Source organism: Streptomyces sp. NPDC001100, from assembly GCF_053598575.1.
This window is the reverse complement of sequence record NZ_JBSFKO010000038.1, coordinates 1,936-19,312: the sequence shown is the minus strand read 5'-3', so window position 1 is coordinate 19,312 and position 17,377 is coordinate 1,936. Positions and strand designations below refer to the sequence as shown.

The following is a 17,377-nucleotide window of genomic DNA, read 5'->3' as shown; positions in this document are numbered from 1 at the left end:
TACGGGAGGATGGCACAAGGTTGCAAGTCCGCGACCTCGTCCCCGGCAGAAAGACCCCTTCGATGACGGCCGCCCCCGAGTCCGCTCCGACCCTCCCCGCCACGGCCGCGTCCTCGCGGCCGTCGGTCTGGTATCGCGTCCGTACGTCCATGACGCGGCAGGAGTGGACCAGGGTCGGCGGCATGGCCGGCTTCATCCTGGCGCTGCACGTGATCGGCTGGTTCACGCTCGTGTGGATCGTCGCGCCCGGGCACTACAGCGTCGGCCAGAAGTCCTTCGGCATCGGCATGGGCGTGACCGCCTACACGCTCGGCATGCGGCACGCGTTCGACGCGGACCACATCGCGGCCATCGACAACACGACCCGCAAGCTGATGAGCGAGGGGAAGCGGCCCCTGTCGGTGGGCTTCTGGTTCTCGCTCGGCCACTCCAGCATCGTCTTCGGCCTGACGCTCCTGCTCTCCCTCGGCGTCAAGGCCCTGGCGGGCCCGGTCCGCGACGACAACTCCCAGCTCCACGACGTCACCGGCCTCATCGGTACGACCGTCTCGGGCACCTTCCTCTACGTCATCGCCGGCATCAACCTCGTCATCCTGACCGGCATCTGGAAGGTGTTCCGCCAGATGCGCTCGGGTGACTTCGACGAGGCCGCGCTGGAGGAGCACCTCAACAACCGCGGCTTCATGAACCGCATCCTGGGCCGCTTCATGAAGTCGATCACCAAGTCCTGGCAGATGTACCCGCTGGGCCTGCTGTTCGGCCTCGGCTTCGACACCGCGACCGAGATCGCGCTGCTGGTGCTCGCGGGTTCGGGCGCCGCCTCCGGCCTGCCCTGGTACGCGATCCTGTGCCTGCCGGTGCTGTTCGCCGCGGGCATGTCGCTGCTCGACACGATCGACGGCACGTTCATGAACTTCGCCTACGGCTGGGCCTTCTCCAAGCCGGTCCGCAAGGTCTACTACAACCTCACCATCACCGGCCTGTCCGTCGCCGTCGCCCTGATCATCGGCACGGTCGAACTGCTGGGCCTGTTCGCCGAGAAGCTCGACCTGCACGGCTTCTTCTGGGACTGGATCGCGGGCCTCGACCTCAACGTCATCGGCTTCGTCATCGTCGGCCTCTTCTTCGCGACCTGGGCCGTGGCCCTGCTGGTGTGGAAGTTCGGCCGGATCGAGGACAAGTGGACGGCGGGCCTGGCCCAGCCGGCGGAGCGGTCCGCCGAGTAGCCCGTCAGGAGCGGACCCCGAACTCCTTCCGCCACTTCACGATCTGCTTCTCCGCGTCCCCGGTGTACGACCAGGGAGTCGGCGTCGCCCGACGGCCCATCATGCCGAGCACGTCCGCCGCCACGTCCTTGGTCCCCGCATAACAGGCCGCGTGGGCAAGATAGTTGAGGTCGCGGAGTTCGCCGGGCGGGATCGCGCCCTGCTCGCGGGCCGCGATCCAGCGCTGCCAGGTCCGGCGTACGTCGCTGACGGCGCCGTCATGTGTCCAGTGCTGGCCGAGGCCCACGGAGGCCTGCTGGCCCAGGGCCGAGTTGAGGGCGAAGCGGTACTCCTCGACCCGCGCGTACTGCACCAGCACCGGCAGCGCACAGCCGGGCGGTGCCACGCCCGCCGCGTCGCGGGCGAAGTCGTACATCAGGCCGTGGCTGCCGTGCCAGCGGGAGGAGTAGTAGTGGAGGACCTGGAGGTGGCCCTCGACGCTGTAGGGGTCGCGCCGGTGCAACTCGTCCCACCAGCGGGCGAGTTCCTGCCGCCGCACGCCCGCCGGGTAGAGACGGGCGACGGAGATCAGGGATATCCACGGCGTGGGGTCGTCCGGATAGACCTCCGCGGCCTGGAGGCAGGCCATGACGGCGGTGTCGATCCGGTTGCGGTCGATGGGCACGCCCCGGCCCGCCGCGATGGCCAGGTTGAAGGCCCGGGCGGTCTCCGTGGCCGCCCGCAGGGTGAGCGCGTCGCCGCTGCCGGGCTCGGCGGCCAGCCACGACTCCACCGTCGAACTGCTGGCGCAGGCCTGCGCGAGCATCCGGACGCGGTGGCCGCGGGCGAGCCAGTGCGCACCGGTGTTCCGCAGCAGGTCCCGCAGGCCCTGCCAGCGGCCGATGACGATGTCGTGCCGGGCCGAACTGAGGGGCGCGTCCCCGCAGTCGGGGTCGAAGTCGGGGGTGAAGCGGTCTCGCGCCATCCGGTGCCCCTCAGAAGTCCGTCGGGAGACCCTGGTGGACACGGGACTGTTCGGGCACGAAGTCGTCGGGGACGTAGTCCGTCTCCACGGCGAGGGTGGCGTCGAGCCGTGAGGGCCGGTAGTAGTCGCTGCCTTGCTTCCAGTACCAGAGCATCGGGATCAGGCCCACGGCGAGGCCGCCGATGCCGATGGCGATCGCGGCGGTGCTCAGACTGCTCAGTGACTCGACGAAGATCCAGAACATGAACAGGGCACCGAACAGCGGCCACAGCCCGCCGAAGAGGAAGTTCCCCGCCGACTTGAACAGCATCTTGCGGTACGCGACGACCACCGCGAGGCCCGCCAGACCGTAGTACACCGCGATCTGCAGACCGATCGCCGAGATCGCGTCGGCGAGGATCTCGCCCACCGAACCCAGCGCGTTGGAGGCGATGAACATCGCCAGCGCCACCCCGCCGACCACGACGATCGCCACCCAGGGCGTGTTCCAGGTGCGGTGCACCCGGCCCAGCGCGGCCGGCATCGTACGGTCCCGGCCCATCGCGAACAGCGACCGCGTGACCTGGATGAGCGTGGTCTCCAGGGTGGCGATCGTGGACAGCATCACCGACACGATCAGCAGCTTGCCGCCCCAGCCCGGCCAGATCTCGTCACCGAGCACGGCCAGTACGTTGGCGTCGTTGCTCTCGATCTGCCGCGAGGACAGGATGACGTTCACCGCGATGGTGAACACCTCGAACAGCAGGAACACGATGCCGACCCCGATCAGGCCCGCGAGTCCGGTCGTACGGCGGCTGTTGCGGGTCTCCTCGCTGAGGTTGCTGGTGACGTCCCAGCCCCAGTAGTAGAACGCGGCGATGAGCGCGCCCGACGCGAAGCCGGACACCCCGTCGAAGTGGCTGAAGCCCAGCCAGGACCAGTCGAAGACACGGGCGTTGCCGGTGTGGACGACGGCCAGTGCCGCGAACAGCGCCAGAATCCCCAGCTCGACACCGGACATGACGAGCTGGGCCCGGACCGTGAGCCGGGCGCCGCCGAGCACCACGAGCAGCATGATCACGAACCAGGCCGCGCCGACGACCGTCGACAACGCCGTGTTGTCCGCGAGGCCTTGATCGAAGAGGGACAGGGTCATCGACCCGGCGGGCAGCGACCCGGCGACCATGAAGATGGTGGCGGAGATCACCAGGGCCCAGCCGCTGATGAAGCCCAGAAAGGGGTGCAGGGTGCGCCCCACCCAGGAGTAGCTGGCGCCCGCGTTCACGTCGATCCGGCCGAGGTAGCTGAAGGCCAGCGCGATGCCCAGCATGGGTATCGCGCAGTAGAGGAGGGCGGCCGGACTGGCCAGCCCCACCGCGCCGACCAGCACCGCGGTGGTCGCGGCGAGCGAGTACGCGGGGGCGCTGCCCGCCACGGCCATCACCACGGTGTCGAACGTGCCGAGGGCGTTGGCCTGCAGCCCTCTGCCCCTGTTGTTGCTCATGGTTGCGCTGCTTTCCGTCTTGCACGACGTGCGGAGTTGAGCGGGCCGGCCCCGGACCCGGAGAGGGGTGGCCTCGGGTCGGTGGTCGGCCGGAACAACGGAAGGGAATGGCGGATACCGCTTAATCGCTGCGTCGGCGGACGGTCACACCGTGTGTGGGTGTGATGATAGCCGTAGCTCTTGACCTTTCAAGATTGACCAGCGAGTAATCTCCTGTGAACGATCAGTCGCCGAGTCGGTCGATCTGCCGCAGTTTGTTCGTCGCGTCGAGGGCGGCGACCTTGTACGACTCCGCCAGCGTCGGGTAGTTGAAGACCGCGTCCACCAGATAGTCGACCGTTCCGCCGCAGCCCATCACCGACTGGCCGATGTGAATGAGTTCCGTCGCGCCCGTGCCGAAGCAGTGCACGCCCAGCAGCGTGCGGTCGGTGGGGGAGACCAGCAGCTTCAGCATGCCGTGCGAGTCGCCGATGATCTGGCCGCGCGCGAGTTCGCGGTAGCGGGAGATCCCGACCTCGAACGGCACACACTCCTCGGTGAGTTGGTCCTCGGTCTTCCCGATGAAACTGATCTCCGGAATGGTGTAGATGCCGATCGGCTGCCGGTCGTCGATCCGGTGCACCGGCTCTCCGCAGGCGTGGTACGCGGCCGTACGGCCCTGTTCCATCGAGGTCGCCGCGAGCGCCGGGAAACCGATGACGTCGCCGACGGCGTAGATGTGCGGGACCGCGGTGCGGTAGTTCTCGTCGACGTCGATCCGGCCGCGCCGGTCGGCGGACAACCCGGCCTTGTCCAGGTCGAGTTCGTCGGTCAGGCCCTGCCGGCCCGCGGAGTACATCACCGCGTCGGCCGGGATCTTCTTGCCGCTCTCCAGGACCGTCAGCGTGCCGTTCGTGTGCCGCTCCACGGCGGCCACCGTCTCCCCGAAGCGGAAGGTCACGGCGAGGTCCCGCAGGTGGTACTTGAGCGACTCGATGACCTCCAGGTCGCAGAAGTCCAGCATGCCGGCGCGCTTCTCCACCACCGTGATCTTGCTGCCGAGCGCGGCGAACATGGAGGCGTACTCCATGCCGATGACACCGGCGCCGACGATGACCATGGACCGGGGGACCTTGGGCAGGTCCAGGACGTTGTCCGAGTCCATGATCGTCTGCCCGTCGAACTCGACGGTGTCCGGCCGCGCGGGACGCGTACCGGTGGCGATGATGATGTTCTCCGCGGTCAACAGCCGTTCGTGGCCGGTGACTTCGGTCAGCGCGATGGTGTGCGGGTCGACGAACCGGCCCGTGCCGGCGAACAGCGAGACCTGGTTGCGGGACAACTGGTTGCGGATGACGTCCACTTCACGGCTGACCACGTGCTGCGTCCGCGCGGTGAGATCGCCGACGGTGATGTCGTCCTTCAGGCGGTAACTCTGCCCGTACAGATCGCGCTGGGTGAGGCCGGTGAGATACAGCACCGCCTCGCGCAGGGTCTTGGAGGGGATGGTCCCGGTGTGGATGGAGACGCCGCCCACCATGTTCGGGCGATCGACGACGGCGACCCGGCGGCCGAGCTTGGCCGCGGCGATGGCGGCCTTCTGGCCACCCGGTCCTGAACCGATCACAAGCATGTCGAAGTCGGGCACCTCCGGAGTCTGTCAGCCGGAGCGCCTTCTCCGAAAGGGTGAACGGGTAACCAGGTGCCCACAGGACGGCTAGGGGAGCAGTTTGTCCAGCGCGGCCGCCCCCTCCGCCTCGATCTTCCTCCTGGCCCACTCCAGGTTCGCGGGCGTGACGTCCCGGCCGGTGGCCAGGACCAGGTCCTCCGGGGCCACCTCGGTGCCGGTGCGGGTGTGCAGCAGGGCATCCGGGGTGGCGCGTTCGGATCCTTCATCGGGTCGCGCTGTCGACATGGTGCCTCCTCGTCGAGACCGGGCACGTGCCGTTGGTCCCACTCCCACGATTCCGTGCCCGACTCCAGTGTGCATCCGGAAGAGTGGCCGACGGAGAACCTGAACCTAAGCTGGACATGGCCCGCGCGGGCCCGTACCAGGGAGGCTGCCGCGATGGTCGAGACCCCGCCCCACCAGGACACCCCCACCGGACCCGGATATCTGCCCATCGCCGAGCACGGACTGATCGGCGATCTGCGGAGCGTGGCCCTGGTGGGCACCAACGGCACGATCGACTGGTACTGCTGCCCGTCCTTCGACGCCCCCAGCGTCTTCGCCGCGATCCTGGACGCGGAGCGAGGCGGCTCCTTCGAGCTCGCCGCGGCCGTGCCCGCCCGCACCAAACAGTTCTACTTTCCCGACACCAACGTCCTGATCACCCGGTTCTTCACCGAGGACGGCGTCGGCGAGGTCCAGGACTTCATGCCGGTGACCGGGGAGTCGGACGAGGCGGCCCGGCACCGTCTGATCCGCCGCGTGGTGTGCGTACGCGGCTCGGTCCCGTTCCGCACCAGGGTCGCGCCCAGGTTCGACTACGGCGCCAGCCCGCACACCGCGCGGATGCTCGGCGACGTGGCCCTCTTCGAGTCGGCCGAGAAATCCCTCGCGCTCACCGCCACCGTGCCCCTGGAGTGCGACGAGGTCGACGTGTGGGCCGACTTCAAACTCGACGAGGGCGAGTCCGAGGTGTTCGCCCTCGACCAGGTCGACGGCGAGGTCTCACCCCGGAACTGTGCGCGCACGGAGGCCGAGGACGAGTTCAACTCGACCGTCGCCTACTGGCGCCGCTGGCTGTCCCAGTCCCGCTACCGGGGCCGCTGGCGCGAGATGGTCCACCGCTCCGCCCTCACCCTCAAGCTGCTCACCTACGCCCCCACCGGCGCGATCGTCGCCGCCCCCACCACCAGCCTCCCCGAACAGCTCGGCGGCGAGCGCAACTGGGACTACCGCTACGTCTGGATCCGCGACGCCGCCTTCTGCGTCTACGCGCTGCTGCGCCTCGGCTTCACCGGCGAGGCGAAGGCGTTCATGCAGTTCGTGTCCCGCTACATCAGCCCCGGCGACGGCAACCCCTCGGGACCGCTCCAGATCATGTACGGCATCGACGGCCGCACCGAGCTCACCGAACGCGAACTGCCCCACCTGGAGGGCCACCAGAAGTCCGCCCCGGTCCGCGTCGGCAACGCCGCCGCCGACCAGCTCCAACTCGACATCTACGGCGCCCTGATCGACTCCATCTACCTCTACGACAAGTGGGCCGAGCCCATCTCCAGCGCCCAGTGGGACGACGTGTGCGCCCTGGTCGACTGGGTCTGCGTCCACTGGGACCAGCCCGACGAGGGTGTCTGGGAGACCCGCGGCGGCCGCAAGAACTTCCTCTACTCACGCCTGATGTGCTGGGTGGCGATCGAGCGCGCGATCCGCCTCGCGAGCCGCCGCGGCCTGCCCGCCAACCTGCCGTACTGGGGCGGTTGCCGCGACACCATCTACCGCCGCATCATGGACCGCGGCTGGTCCGAGACCCGCCAGGCCTTCGTTCAGTACGAGGGCAGCGACGTCCTCGACGCCGCGCTGCTGATGATGCCGTTGGCGAAGTTCATCGCACCCACCGATCCCAAGTGGCTCTCCACACTGGACGCGTTGACCGAGGAACTGGTCTCCGACTCCCTCGTCTACCGCTACAACCCGCAGGCCAGCCCCGACGGACTCCGTGGCGACGAGGGCACGTTCTCCATCTGCTCCTTCTGGTACGTCGAGGCCCTGGTCCGCGCCGGCCGCGTCGACGAGGCCCGGCTCGCCTTCGAGAAGATGCTCACCTACGCCAACCATCTCGGCCTGTACGCCGAGGAGATCGGCCGCACCGGCGAGCAACAGGGCAACTTCCCCCAGGCGTTCACCCATCTCGCCCTGATCAGCGCCGCGTTCAACCTGGACCGGGCGCTCGGCTGATCCGTCTGTGCCACGCAACAGTTGTCACCGAGGTGTCACAGCACACCGAGGCACCACAACTCCCGTGTCATGTCCCGTGTCGAACCCCCTGACCGCAACAAATTTGACCCACGGGGGAACACATCATGACGAACGTGTCACGCAAGAAGGTCTCCGCCGCCGTCGCGTCCGCGACCTTCCTGCTCCTGGCCGGCGCCGGCATCGTCGCCGCCCCGGCCAGCTACGCGGGCGTCCCGGGCGGCACCAGCGCCGTCGACCGCAACAGCGACTTCAACGGGGACGGCTACGACGACGTCCTGATCGGCGCGCCGGGCGGCACCGTAGACGGCAAGGAGGGCGCCGGATACGTCACCGTGCAGTACGGCGCCCCGAACGGCATCGCCACCAACAACACGGTCCCCAAGGGCCGTACGGCCGTCATCAGCCAGTCCACGCCCGGCGTCCCCGGCACCTCGGAGACCTACGACTCCTTCGGTCAGGCGATCGCCACCGGCGACGTGGACGGCGACGGCTACGACGACGCGATCATCGGCGCGCCCGGCGAGGACGAGGGCAGTGTCGAGGACGCGGGCCGCGTCACCGTCCTCTACGGCTCGAAGGCGGGCCTCGGAGCCGAGACCAACGACTCCTTCACCTCCGCGACCCCGAAGGCGGGCGACCGGTTCGGCCAGTCCGTGGCGGCGGCCCGCTTCACCGGGGCGACCGACACCGACGAGATGGCCGTGCTCGACAACAACGGTGCCCAGATCTTCGCCTACCACACCGGCATCCTGCACACGATGGGCGCCCTGAACACGACCACCCACCCGGGCGGCCACCGCCTCCAGCCCGCCTACCTCACCACCGGCGACTACGACCGCAACGGCTTCGCCGACCTGGTCATCTCCGGCTACAGCCCCGACGACGACTACCAGCAGGGCTGGTCGGCCCTCTACGCGGGCGGCGAGACCTCGCTGACGTACCGTCAGGACCTCAACGGCGGCCTCGGCACCGCCTCCGGCGACATCAACCACGACGGCTACGACGACCTGGTGCTCGGCCAGCTCAGCAGTGCCGACGACAGGGCCGAGGGCGACGACGGCGGCAAGATCGCTGTCTACTACGGCAGTTCGGCGGGCCCGACCGGCCCCGCGGACTGGTGGTCGCAGAACTCCCCGGGCGTGCCCGGCACTTCGGAGCACGGCGATGCCTGGGGCAACGACCTGTCCGTCGGTGACGTGGACGGCGACGGCTACGCGGACGTGGCCGTCGGCGCGCCCGGCGAGGACGTCGGCACCGTCCAGGACGCGGGCGCCGTCTGGCTGTTGCGCGGTTCGCGCGACGGTGTGACCGCGACCGGCGCCCAGTCCTTCGACCAGAACACCGCGAACATCCCCGGCACCGCCGAGGCCGACGACGCCTGGGGCTCCCAGGTCCGCCTGGCCGACACGAACCGCGACGGCCGATCCGAACTGGTCGCCTCCGCACCGGGCGAGAACTCCGGTGACGGCTATGTCTGGTTGCTGCCGGCGGGCCCGAACGGCCTGCTCGCGGAGGGCTCTTCGCTGTACGGCGCGGCGGACCTCGGCGGCGCGGCGAAGGCGGCCCGTTTCGGGGCGGCGATCGACGAGTGACGAGGAGCACGGCGGCGCCCGCAGTCGGTGCGGGCGCCGCCGTGCGACCTGGTTGGATGTGCGCATGGTGGTAGCGCTGGTGGTCCTCGTGCTGGGCGTCTTCGTCGCCGACCGGGTCACGCGCAGGATGCGACTGCGCCGGGCCGTGACGTCGGGCGCGGGCCCGTCTGCATGCTGAAGTGGCCCGAGCGGGACGGCCGTTGGCGACCCGGACGGCTCTCGAAGGGCGCGGACGGTCCGCTGATGTGGACGCCCGCTCGGCGCGGAGCCGAGATCGCCCTCCCGGCCGAGTTGCGCCGCACCGGATCGCGCGCGCCGTCCTGGTGGCGTGAGGCGATGGCGGAGATTCTCGGCGAAGTCTAGGGCTCACAACGCCTGTTCGGCCCAGATGACCTTGCCCGCCGGGGTGTACCGGGTACCCCACCGCTCCGACAGCTGGGCCACCAGGAACAGGCCCCGGCCGCCCTCGTCCGTCATCGCCGCGTACCGCAGATGCGGTGACGTGGTGCTGCCGTCGTAGACCTCGCAGATCAGGGTGCGGTCGCGCAACAGGCGGACGCGGACGGGGTCGTTGCCGTAACGGATGGCGTTGGTGACCAGTTCGCTGAGGATGAGTTCGGTGGTGAACGTGAGGTCGTCCAGGCCCCAGTGGGTGAGTTGGCGGGTGACCGAGGCGCGCATGTCGGAGACGGCCGCGGGGTCGGACGGCACCTGCCATTCGGCGATCCGGTCGGCGCCGAGGGCGCGGGTGCGGGCGACGATCAGGGCGATGTCGTCGCTCGGCCGAACCGACAACTCCGAGTCGAGGACTGCCCGGCAGGTGTCCTCGGGGGAGTCGCCCGCCCGGGTGAGGGCCGTGCGGAGCATCTCCAGGCCCACGTCGATGTCGCGTTCCCGGTCCTCGACCAGTCCGTCCGTGTAGAGGACCAGTCGGCTGCCCTCGTCGAGCTTCAACTCGGCGGTCTCGAAAGGCAGTCCGCCGAGTCCGAGCGGGGGTCCTGCGGGGACGTCGGGGAACTCGACGGTGCCGTCCGGGCGGATCAGCGCCGGGGGCGGATGGCCGGCGCGGGCGACGGTGCAGCGCAGGGTGACCGGGTCGTAGATGGCGTAGAGGCAGGTCGCGCCGGTGACCGGGGCGCCGCTGTCCTCGGTCGTCTCGTCCTGGTCGATGCGGCCGACCAACTCGTCCAGCAGGCCGAGGAGTTCGTCCGGTGGCAGGTCGAGGGCGGAGAAGTTGAGGACGGCGGTGCGCAGCCGTCCCATGGTGGCCGCCGCGTGCAGGCCGTGGCCTACGACGTCGCCCACGACCAGTGCTACTCGTGCGCCGGAGAGGGGCAGGACGTCGAACCAGTCGCCGCCCACTCCGGCCTTCGCGGGCAGATAGCGGTAGGCGACGTCCAGCGCGGTCTGCTCGGGGAGGCGGCGGGGCAGCAGGCTGCGCTGGAGGGTCACCGCCATGCCGTGCTCGCGGGTGTACCGGCGGGCGTTGTCGATGGACACGGCGGCGCGTGCGACCAGTTCCTCGGCGAGGGCCAGCTCCTCCGAGTCGAAGGGCTCGGGCTTGTCGGAGCGCCAGAAGTTGACCACGCCGAGGATCAGGGCCCCGGCCCGCAGCGGCACGGTGATCAGCGAGTGGATGCCGTACTCGACGACCTGCGCGGTGCGTTCCGGATCCTGGGTGAGCCAGCCGGGGGCCTCGCCGAGCCGGGGTTCGACGACCGCGTCCCCGGTGTCGAGGCTGCGCGCCTGCGGGGCGGACTCCACGAACTGGATCTGCTTGCCGACCGGGTACAGCGGGGCGTCGTCGCGGACTCCGCTGTAGGCCGTGCGGCGCAGCTCGGTGCCGGGCTGGGGTTCCTCGCCGCTGAGGACGGCGTCGTAGAGGTCGACCGTGACGAAGTCGGCGAAGCGGGGGACGGCCAGTTCGGCGAGTTCCTCGGCGGTGCGGGTGACGTCCAGGCTGGTGCCGATACCCACTCCGGCGTCGTAGAGCATGTTGAGGCGTTCGCGGGCGACCTCGGCGCGGCCGGAGAGGGCGCGCAGTTCGGTGGAGTCGCGCAGTGTGGTGACGCTGCCGGGCGGGCCGCCCTCCAGGTCGGTGGGGCGCTGGTTGACGGCGAGGAGTCGGCCGCCGACGCGGTGGACCTCGTCCGTCGCGACGCGCGCGGAGGCCAGCAGGGCCGTCATCTCGGCGTCGAGTCCGAGGTCGAGGACCAGGCGTCCCTCGCCGTTCTCGGGCAGGTCGAGCAGTTGGCGTGCCTCGTCGTTGGCGAGCAGGAGCCGGCCCTCGCCGCTGACGATGATCACGCCCTCCCGCACGGCGTGCAGGACCGCGTCGTGGTGCTCGTACATCCGGGTCATCTCGTGCGGGCCCAGACCGTGCGTCTGGTGCTGGAGGCGTCTGGTGACCAGGGCCGTGCCGCCGAGGGCGAGGCCGAGCGCCACCCCCGCAGCGGTCAGCAGGAGCGGCAGCTGCTGGTCGGCGGTGCCGCCGACGTTCGCCTTCGTCACCCCCGCCGACACCAGGCCCACGACCTTGCCGCCGGGGCCCTTGACCGGCACCACCGCCTGCACCAGCGGTCCGATGGTGCCGATGATCTCCTCGGTGACTACGTGCCCGGCCAGCGCCGGGGCGATGTTCCCGACGAACTTCTTGCCGATGCGGTCCGGCTTGGGGTGGGTGTAGCGGATCCCGTCGGTGTTCATGACGACGATGAAGTCGACCTTGGACGTCTTGCGGGCAGCCTCGGCGCTGGGCTGCAGGATCGCCGTGGGGTCGGCGCTCTTCAGGGCCGCGACCGTGCCCGGCGCGTTGGCGAAGGTCTCGGCGACGGCCACCGACCGGTTGCGGGCCTCCTGCGTGCTGTCGTGCCGCACCTGGAGGACCTGTGCCACCACGGCCGACACGACCAGCAGCAGCACGATCACCACCTGGAGCACGAACACCTGCCCGGCGACGCTGCGGCCGGCCAGACCGGTCCGCCGGTGCCGGTGTTCGCGCGCCCGACGGGCACGGTCGTACGGGCGCTGCGCGCGCAGACCGTCGGGGCGGTGGGTCGACCGGGCCCTTGGTCGACCCGTCAGGCGGACCATGAGCCCATGTCTACACTGCCCGCCCTCAGGAGGCGAGGGGCATCACACCCGGTGACGGGCCGGGGCCGAACCGGGATCAAGGGTGCCTGCCGGGCTTGGCGCGCCGGGCCGCGAGCAGCAGCGCGATGTCGTCGGGACGGTCGGCCGTGTGCCGGGCCGCCGTGGTGAGCCGGTCGGCGACACCGGCCAGGGAACGCCCGCCCGGCCGTGCGGCGGGACCGCCCGCCTTCGCCAGGGCGACCCGCAGGGCGGCGATGCCGTCGTCGATGTCGACGCCGGGCCGCTCGACGAGGCCGTCGGTGTAGAGCGCCAGGATGGAGTCGGGCTCCAGCTGGAGTTCCGTCACGGGGTACTGCGCGTGCGGATCCACCCCGAGTACGACACCCCCGGGAATGTCCCAGACCCGGGTACGGCCGTCCGGGGTACGGATCAGCGGCGGCGGATGCCCGGCCCTGGCGACCTGGACCAGCCCGCTCGCCGGGTCGAGACGGAGGTAGCAGCAGCTCGCGAACTGGCCCGGGTCGAGGTCGATGAGGAGATGGTTGGTGCCGCTCATCACCTCGTCGGGCGGCCGGTCGCCCAGCGCGAACGCCCTTACCGCACTGCGGAGTTGACCCATGGTGGCGGCGGCCTGGACACCGTGCCCCTGGACGTCGCCGATCACCAGCGCCAGGCCGTCGCCGGACTCCACGACGTCGTACCAGTCGCCGCCCACCTCCATGCCCTGGGTGCCCGGCAGATAGCGGCCGGCGGTCTCCACCTGCGGGTGGACCGACAGCCGGCGGGGGAGCAGGGCCTGCTGGAGGCCGCGGGCGAGCGCGGCCTCCGAGTCGTAGCGCTGGGCCTTCTCCATCGCGTGGGCGATCAGTCCGGCGAGGGCGGTGAGCACCGCGCGCTCCTCGCCGCTGAAGCTGCGGTTCCGGTCGAAGCCGAGGATGGCGGAGCCGACCGGGCGGCCGGACGCGATCAGCGGCAGGAACGCGCGGGCGCCCACCTCCGCGTCCAGCGGGATACCCGGATAGGCCTCCGCGAGCTGCTGCATGGAGTCGAAGAAGAGCGGGCGTCCGGTGGTGAGGGTCTCGACGCCCGGCAGCCGGGTGTCGAGACCGACCCCGTCGAAGGGGGCGAGGAAGCCCTGCGGGAAACCGGTCTCCCAGGCCAGGTACAGATGGCGCTCCTGCAGCAGGTAGATCGCGAGCCGGCGGCCGCCGAAGGCGGGCAGCAGCTCCTTCATGACCACCGCGGACACCTGGCGGGCGGTGACCGCCTCCGTCAGCGCGATGGCGAGCACGATCGGCCGGTACAGCGGAGCGAGGGAGGTGACACCGTTCCCCGGGACATCCGTCCCCTCGGGGTGCACCGGCACCAGCGGGATCGGCGGTCCCGACACCCGGGTCGACGGTGCGACCGTGCAGGTCAGCTGGTCGTGGCCCGGATGGACCGCCAGCGCGAGCCAGTCGCCCTCGTACGGCTCCGGCGGCTGCTTGTGCCCCTCCGGACGCCGGACGTGGAAGTTCACCGACCCCAGCGACAGCAGGGCGGCGCGCAGCTGGTCCTCGCAGCCGATCTGGTTGAGCCAGGGCACGCCCTCCCACAGGGGGCGCCCGAGCAGCTCCTCGCGCGGGCTGCCCAGCAGCTGGGCGGCGCGCGGATTGGCGTAGGTGACCAGCCCCAGCCGGTCCAGGCAGAACACGCCGTCCGGCAGCAGATCGGCCGCGCTGTCCGAGACCGGGGCGGGGCCCGGGTCCAGGACGACACCGCTGACCGGATGTCCGCCGCCGGGCGGGGCGGGGCCGGTGGCGGGCGTCCACAGGTCCAGCAGCCGGACCGAGCCGTCCGCCGCCCGCACCCGCAGGGGCAGCGGCGGCGGCTTCCCGGCGGCGGTCGCCCGCAGCGCCGCCATGACCTGGTACGTGTCGCTCGGGGCCAGGGCGTCCGCGATGGCCTGCGCCGTACCGGGGGACTCGCCGGGCCCGACGCCCAGCAGGGTGTGAAGAGCGCTGTCCCCGGTGACGACGGCCGTCGCCGGGTCCCACACGAAGCGGGCCATCCGGCCCTCGGGGCGGCGCGTGGCCGCCGTCCGGACGCACACCGGCTCGCCGTCCCAGGCGACGCAGGGCCCCTCCTCGTCCTTGTGCTCGTCCTCCAGTGCCCGCAGCGCCGCACCCAGCTCCTCGGCCAGCCGTGTCATGCGGTCGAGGCCGGACAGCACCGAAGTGGTGTCCGCGGCGGACGGCCGCAACACGGTGAGCACGCCGTACGTCGTCGACCCGCTCATGACCGGCACGTACTGCGAGCCGAACTGGAAGGGCAGACTCGCGGCGAACTGGGGGTAGCGGCGCATGCACTCCGTGGCGTTCGGCAGGACCACCTGGACGCCGAGCCGGAAGGCGTCCGCGACGGGGAACTTGTTGTCGACGCTCAGCCGGTTCCAGGGGCGGAACAGCGGCCCCGGCAGCCCCGCCAGCACCGCGAGGCGCAGCAGTCCGGGCGTGCTCGACCGCAGGTAGACGCCCCCGGAGTGGCCGCCGGCCGCGTCGATCGCCTCCGTCGAGGCGTCGATGAGCAGGTCGGCGAGCCGTCCGGGCGTCCCCTTCTCGCGCTGGGCACTCCCAGTCATCGGGGCTCTACCTCGTCCCTGTGGCGCCGTGTGGGTGACACAGCAAGAATGCGCCAGGACGCGGCCGGGGTCACCTGGGCGGACGGGATGGGCTGGAGAGGCACGGGTATCGCCGGTCCGTCGGGGTCTGATGAAGTGATCAAGAGTGACTCAAGTGTCGGTATCGGTTTCAGTGGCGGGAGCTGGGCGCGGTGCGGTGTCGTCGGGTCGGGCCGAGGGTGCCGGTCCAGGGCGTTGAGTGCGCAGTTGTGACAGAGGAGTTGAGGCCCGACGTGCTCCTGTGACCGGGTCCGCGTCTCGTGGCGTTCAGGATGGCGCAAACTCCGCCCCGCGCGGGGCGAATTCGATCTGTTGCCCGTATTCGTCGGCGGTGACCGACCGGGTGGTGGAACACACGGTGAGTGCGGGGTGGCATGCGGTGACGGCCGTCTCGCCGTACGGCCCCACCCGTGGTCGGCCGTGCCCGGATTGTTAGCCTCGGCCATGGCCAGTTTCCCTCTGCCCCGACCTGGAGCGCGATGAGTGCGGTCGCCGCCGCCTACCCGCTCGGTGCCGGGACCACGCTCGCCGAACTCGCCCGCGACCCGCATCCACGGCTGGCGCGGCTCCGTGAGAGCGAACCCGTTTCCTGGCTGCCCGAGTTGGACGGCTGGCTGGTGACCCGGCGCGACCTCGCGCTCGCCGTGATGCGGGACGCCACCACCTTCACGGTGGACGATCCCCGCTTCTCCACCGCCCAGGTCGTCGGCCCGAGCATGCTCTCCCTCGACGGGGAGCGGCACACCCGCCACCGCGAACCCTTCACCGCACCCTTCCGCCCGCGCGAAGTGCGGGACGGCTTCGCCTCGTTCATCGAGCGGGAGACCGACCGGCTCGTCACCACGCTGCGACCGGCGGGCACCGGCGAACTGCGACGCGCCTTCGCCGGCCCCCTGGCGGTAGCCGTCGTGACCGAGGCGCTCGGCCTGACCGGCACCACCCCGTCCACCGTGCTCTCCTGGTACGACGCCATCGTGCGGTCGGTCTCGGACATCACCGCCGGGCACGAGGCGGGAGCGGCCGGTACAGCCGCCTACGCGGAACTGCGGGCGGCCGTCGAGGCCACCGTCGCCGACCGGGGCGGAGCCTCACTCCTGGTCTCGGCCGCCGGGCGGCTGACGGTGCCCGAAGTGGCGTCCAACGCGGCTGTGTTGATGTTCGGCGGCATCGAGACCACCGAGGCGATGATCACCAACGCGCTGCTGCACCTGCTCCGGCACCCCGACCAACTCGCCCTGGTCCGCGCTGACATGGGTCTGCTGGACGGTGCCATCGAGGAGTCGCTGCGCCTCGAACCCGGCGCGGCCGTCGTGGACCGCTACGCCACCCGCGACACCGTCCTCGGCCCGGCCGCGATCCGCGAGGGCGACCTGGTCACCGTCTCCCTCACCGGCGCCAATCGCGACCCGGCGGTCTTCCCCGATCCCGACCGCTTCGACGTCCGCCGCGAGAACGCCCGCCTCCAACTCGCCTTCGCCCACGGCCCGCACTACTGCCTCGCCGCGCACCTCGCCCGGCTGGAAACCCGTATCGCCCTCCACCACCTGCTCGACGGGCTCCCCGCCCTGCGCCTCGACCCGGACCACCCGACCGCCCCACAAGGGCTGGTCTTCCGCAAACCGCCGACGCTTCATGTGCGGTGGGACGCCCCAGTCTGACGGATCGTCAGAGTCGCTCACGCGCGCCCGACTTGGCGCTCCATGACCTCCACGAGACGCTCCAGCGCGTTCAGTACCCGGTCCCGGTCCTCGCCCAGGCCTGCCAACAGGTGCACTTCGGCGGCTAGTTGGCGGGGGAACAGCTCGTCCACGGCCTTGGCTCCGGCCGGGGTGATGGTCACCAGTGCGGCCCGCCGGTCGGCCGGATTCGGGGTACGGGCGATGAAGCCGCGCTTCTCCAGCTTGCCCAGGGCCTTGCTGACCCCCGCCCGGGACAGGCCCAGCCACTCGGCGAGCCGGCGGGCGATCACCGGTTCGGTGGCGTGGCGCAGCGGGATCAGCATGTCGACCTCGGGCGCGGTGAGTGCGGCGCCCGCGTAGAGGGGTTCCACCGCCCGGTTCAGGAGGCCGGTGGCGTGCTTGAGCAGGCCGATCAACTCCATGGGGGAGGTGTCGAGGCCGGGGTTGTGCTCGGTCCACTGCGCGCGGACGTCGGTGGGAGAGGGCGACATGCGGCTCTTGTTCTCGCTTTCGGGACTTCAGGGACTTCAGAGCTTGCAGGGGCTTCGATCGGGGCTTGGGGTGCGGCTTGGGCGTCCGTCCTGCACGGGCCCTCACCGATCCTATTGTTAACTAGTGAACCATCGGTTACCTTTACGGCCATGGTATCGCCGTCCCCCTCCCGTCCCGCCGCCGCGCACTCCGCCGCACCGGCCGACTCCACCGATCCCTCCCGGCGTGCCGCCGTCCCCCTCCCGTCCCGCCGCCGCGCACTCCGCCGCACCGGCCGACTCCACC

12 protein-coding genes are annotated in these 17,377 nt (G+C 70.8%); 5 read left to right on the top strand and 7 right to left on the bottom strand.

Going from position 1 to position 17,377, the window contains the following annotated elements:
• The first annotated feature begins 62 nt into the window (after positions 1-62).
• Positions 63-1,226, top strand: coding sequence for a HoxN/HupN/NixA family nickel/cobalt transporter (locus tag ACWDEW_RS38695; RefSeq protein WP_450519456.1), 1,164 nt, complete (start codon positions 63-65; stop codon positions 1,224-1,226).
• 4 nt (positions 1,227-1,230) lie between these two features.
• Here the strand turns inward: ACWDEW_RS38695 and ACWDEW_RS38690 are convergent, their stop codons facing one another.
• From ACWDEW_RS38690 to ACWDEW_RS38675, 4 genes are all read right to left on the bottom strand, one after another.
• Entirely contained in the window at positions 1,231-2,190 is a 960-nt protein-coding gene (locus tag ACWDEW_RS38690; RefSeq protein ID WP_450519454.1) for a hypothetical protein, read from the bottom strand.
• A gap of 10 nt (positions 2,191-2,200) precedes the next feature.
• Entirely contained in the window at positions 2,201-3,673 is a 1,473-nt protein-coding gene (locus ACWDEW_RS38685; protein ID WP_450519452.1) for an APC family permease, read from the bottom strand.
• A 223-nt stretch (positions 3,674-3,896) separates the two neighbouring features.
• A complete protein-coding gene (sthA, locus tag ACWDEW_RS38680) occupies positions 3,897-5,300 on the bottom strand; it encodes a Si-specific NAD(P)(+) transhydrogenase (protein WP_262058772.1) in 1,404 nt (467 codons plus the stop codon).
• 69 nt (positions 5,301-5,369) lie between these two features.
• Positions 5,370-5,567, bottom strand: a complete 198-nt coding sequence (locus tag ACWDEW_RS38675) for a hypothetical protein (protein WP_450519450.1) — start codon at positions 5,565-5,567, stop codon at positions 5,370-5,372.
• Positions 5,568-5,720: 153 nt separating this feature from the next.
• Between ACWDEW_RS38675 and ACWDEW_RS38670 the strand changes: the two genes are divergently transcribed.
• The 3 genes from ACWDEW_RS38670 to ACWDEW_RS38660 all read left to right on the top strand — a co-directional run bounded on the left by ACWDEW_RS38670 (position 5,721) and on the right by ACWDEW_RS38660 (position 9,532).
• On the top strand, positions 5,721-7,556 hold the full coding sequence (locus ACWDEW_RS38670) for a glycoside hydrolase family 15 protein (RefSeq protein ID WP_450519448.1): 1,836 nt from the start codon (positions 5,721-5,723) through the stop codon (positions 7,554-7,556).
• 125 nt (positions 7,557-7,681) lie between these two features.
• Positions 7,682-9,169: an esterase gene (locus tag ACWDEW_RS38665; RefSeq protein WP_450519446.1), complete on the top strand. Its 1,488-nt coding sequence runs from the start codon at positions 7,682-7,684 to the stop codon at positions 9,167-9,169.
• Between the two features lie 171 nt (positions 9,170-9,340).
• Positions 9,341-9,532, top strand: a complete 192-nt coding sequence (locus tag ACWDEW_RS38660) for a hypothetical protein (protein WP_450519444.1) — start codon at positions 9,341-9,343, stop codon at positions 9,530-9,532.
• A 3-nt stretch (positions 9,533-9,535) separates the two neighbouring features.
• On the opposite strand, the gene ACWDEW_RS38655 is transcribed toward ACWDEW_RS38660, so the two are convergent.
• Together ACWDEW_RS38655 and ACWDEW_RS38650 are read right to left on the bottom strand one after the other, a co-directional pair.
• Positions 9,536-12,262, bottom strand: a complete 2,727-nt coding sequence (locus tag ACWDEW_RS38655; RefSeq protein WP_450519442.1) for a SpoIIE family protein phosphatase — start codon at positions 12,260-12,262, stop codon at positions 9,536-9,538.
• 76 nt (positions 12,263-12,338) lie between these two features.
• Complete coding sequence (locus tag ACWDEW_RS38650) at positions 12,339-14,882, bottom strand: SpoIIE family protein phosphatase (RefSeq protein WP_450519440.1); 2,544 nt, start codon at positions 14,880-14,882, stop codon at positions 12,339-12,341.
• Between the two features lie 518 nt (positions 14,883-15,400).
• Between ACWDEW_RS38650 and ACWDEW_RS38645 the strand changes: the two genes are divergently transcribed.
• Positions 15,401-16,579: a cytochrome P450 gene (locus tag ACWDEW_RS38645; protein ID WP_450519438.1), complete on the top strand. Its 1,179-nt coding sequence runs from the start codon at positions 15,401-15,403 to the stop codon at positions 16,577-16,579.
• 17 nt (positions 16,580-16,596) lie between these two features.
• Here the strand turns inward: ACWDEW_RS38645 and ACWDEW_RS38640 are convergent, their stop codons facing one another.
• Positions 16,597-17,091, bottom strand: a complete 495-nt coding sequence (locus tag ACWDEW_RS38640; RefSeq protein WP_450519436.1) for a MarR family winged helix-turn-helix transcriptional regulator — start codon at positions 17,089-17,091, stop codon at positions 16,597-16,599.
• Positions 17,092-17,377 lie beyond the last annotated feature (286 nt).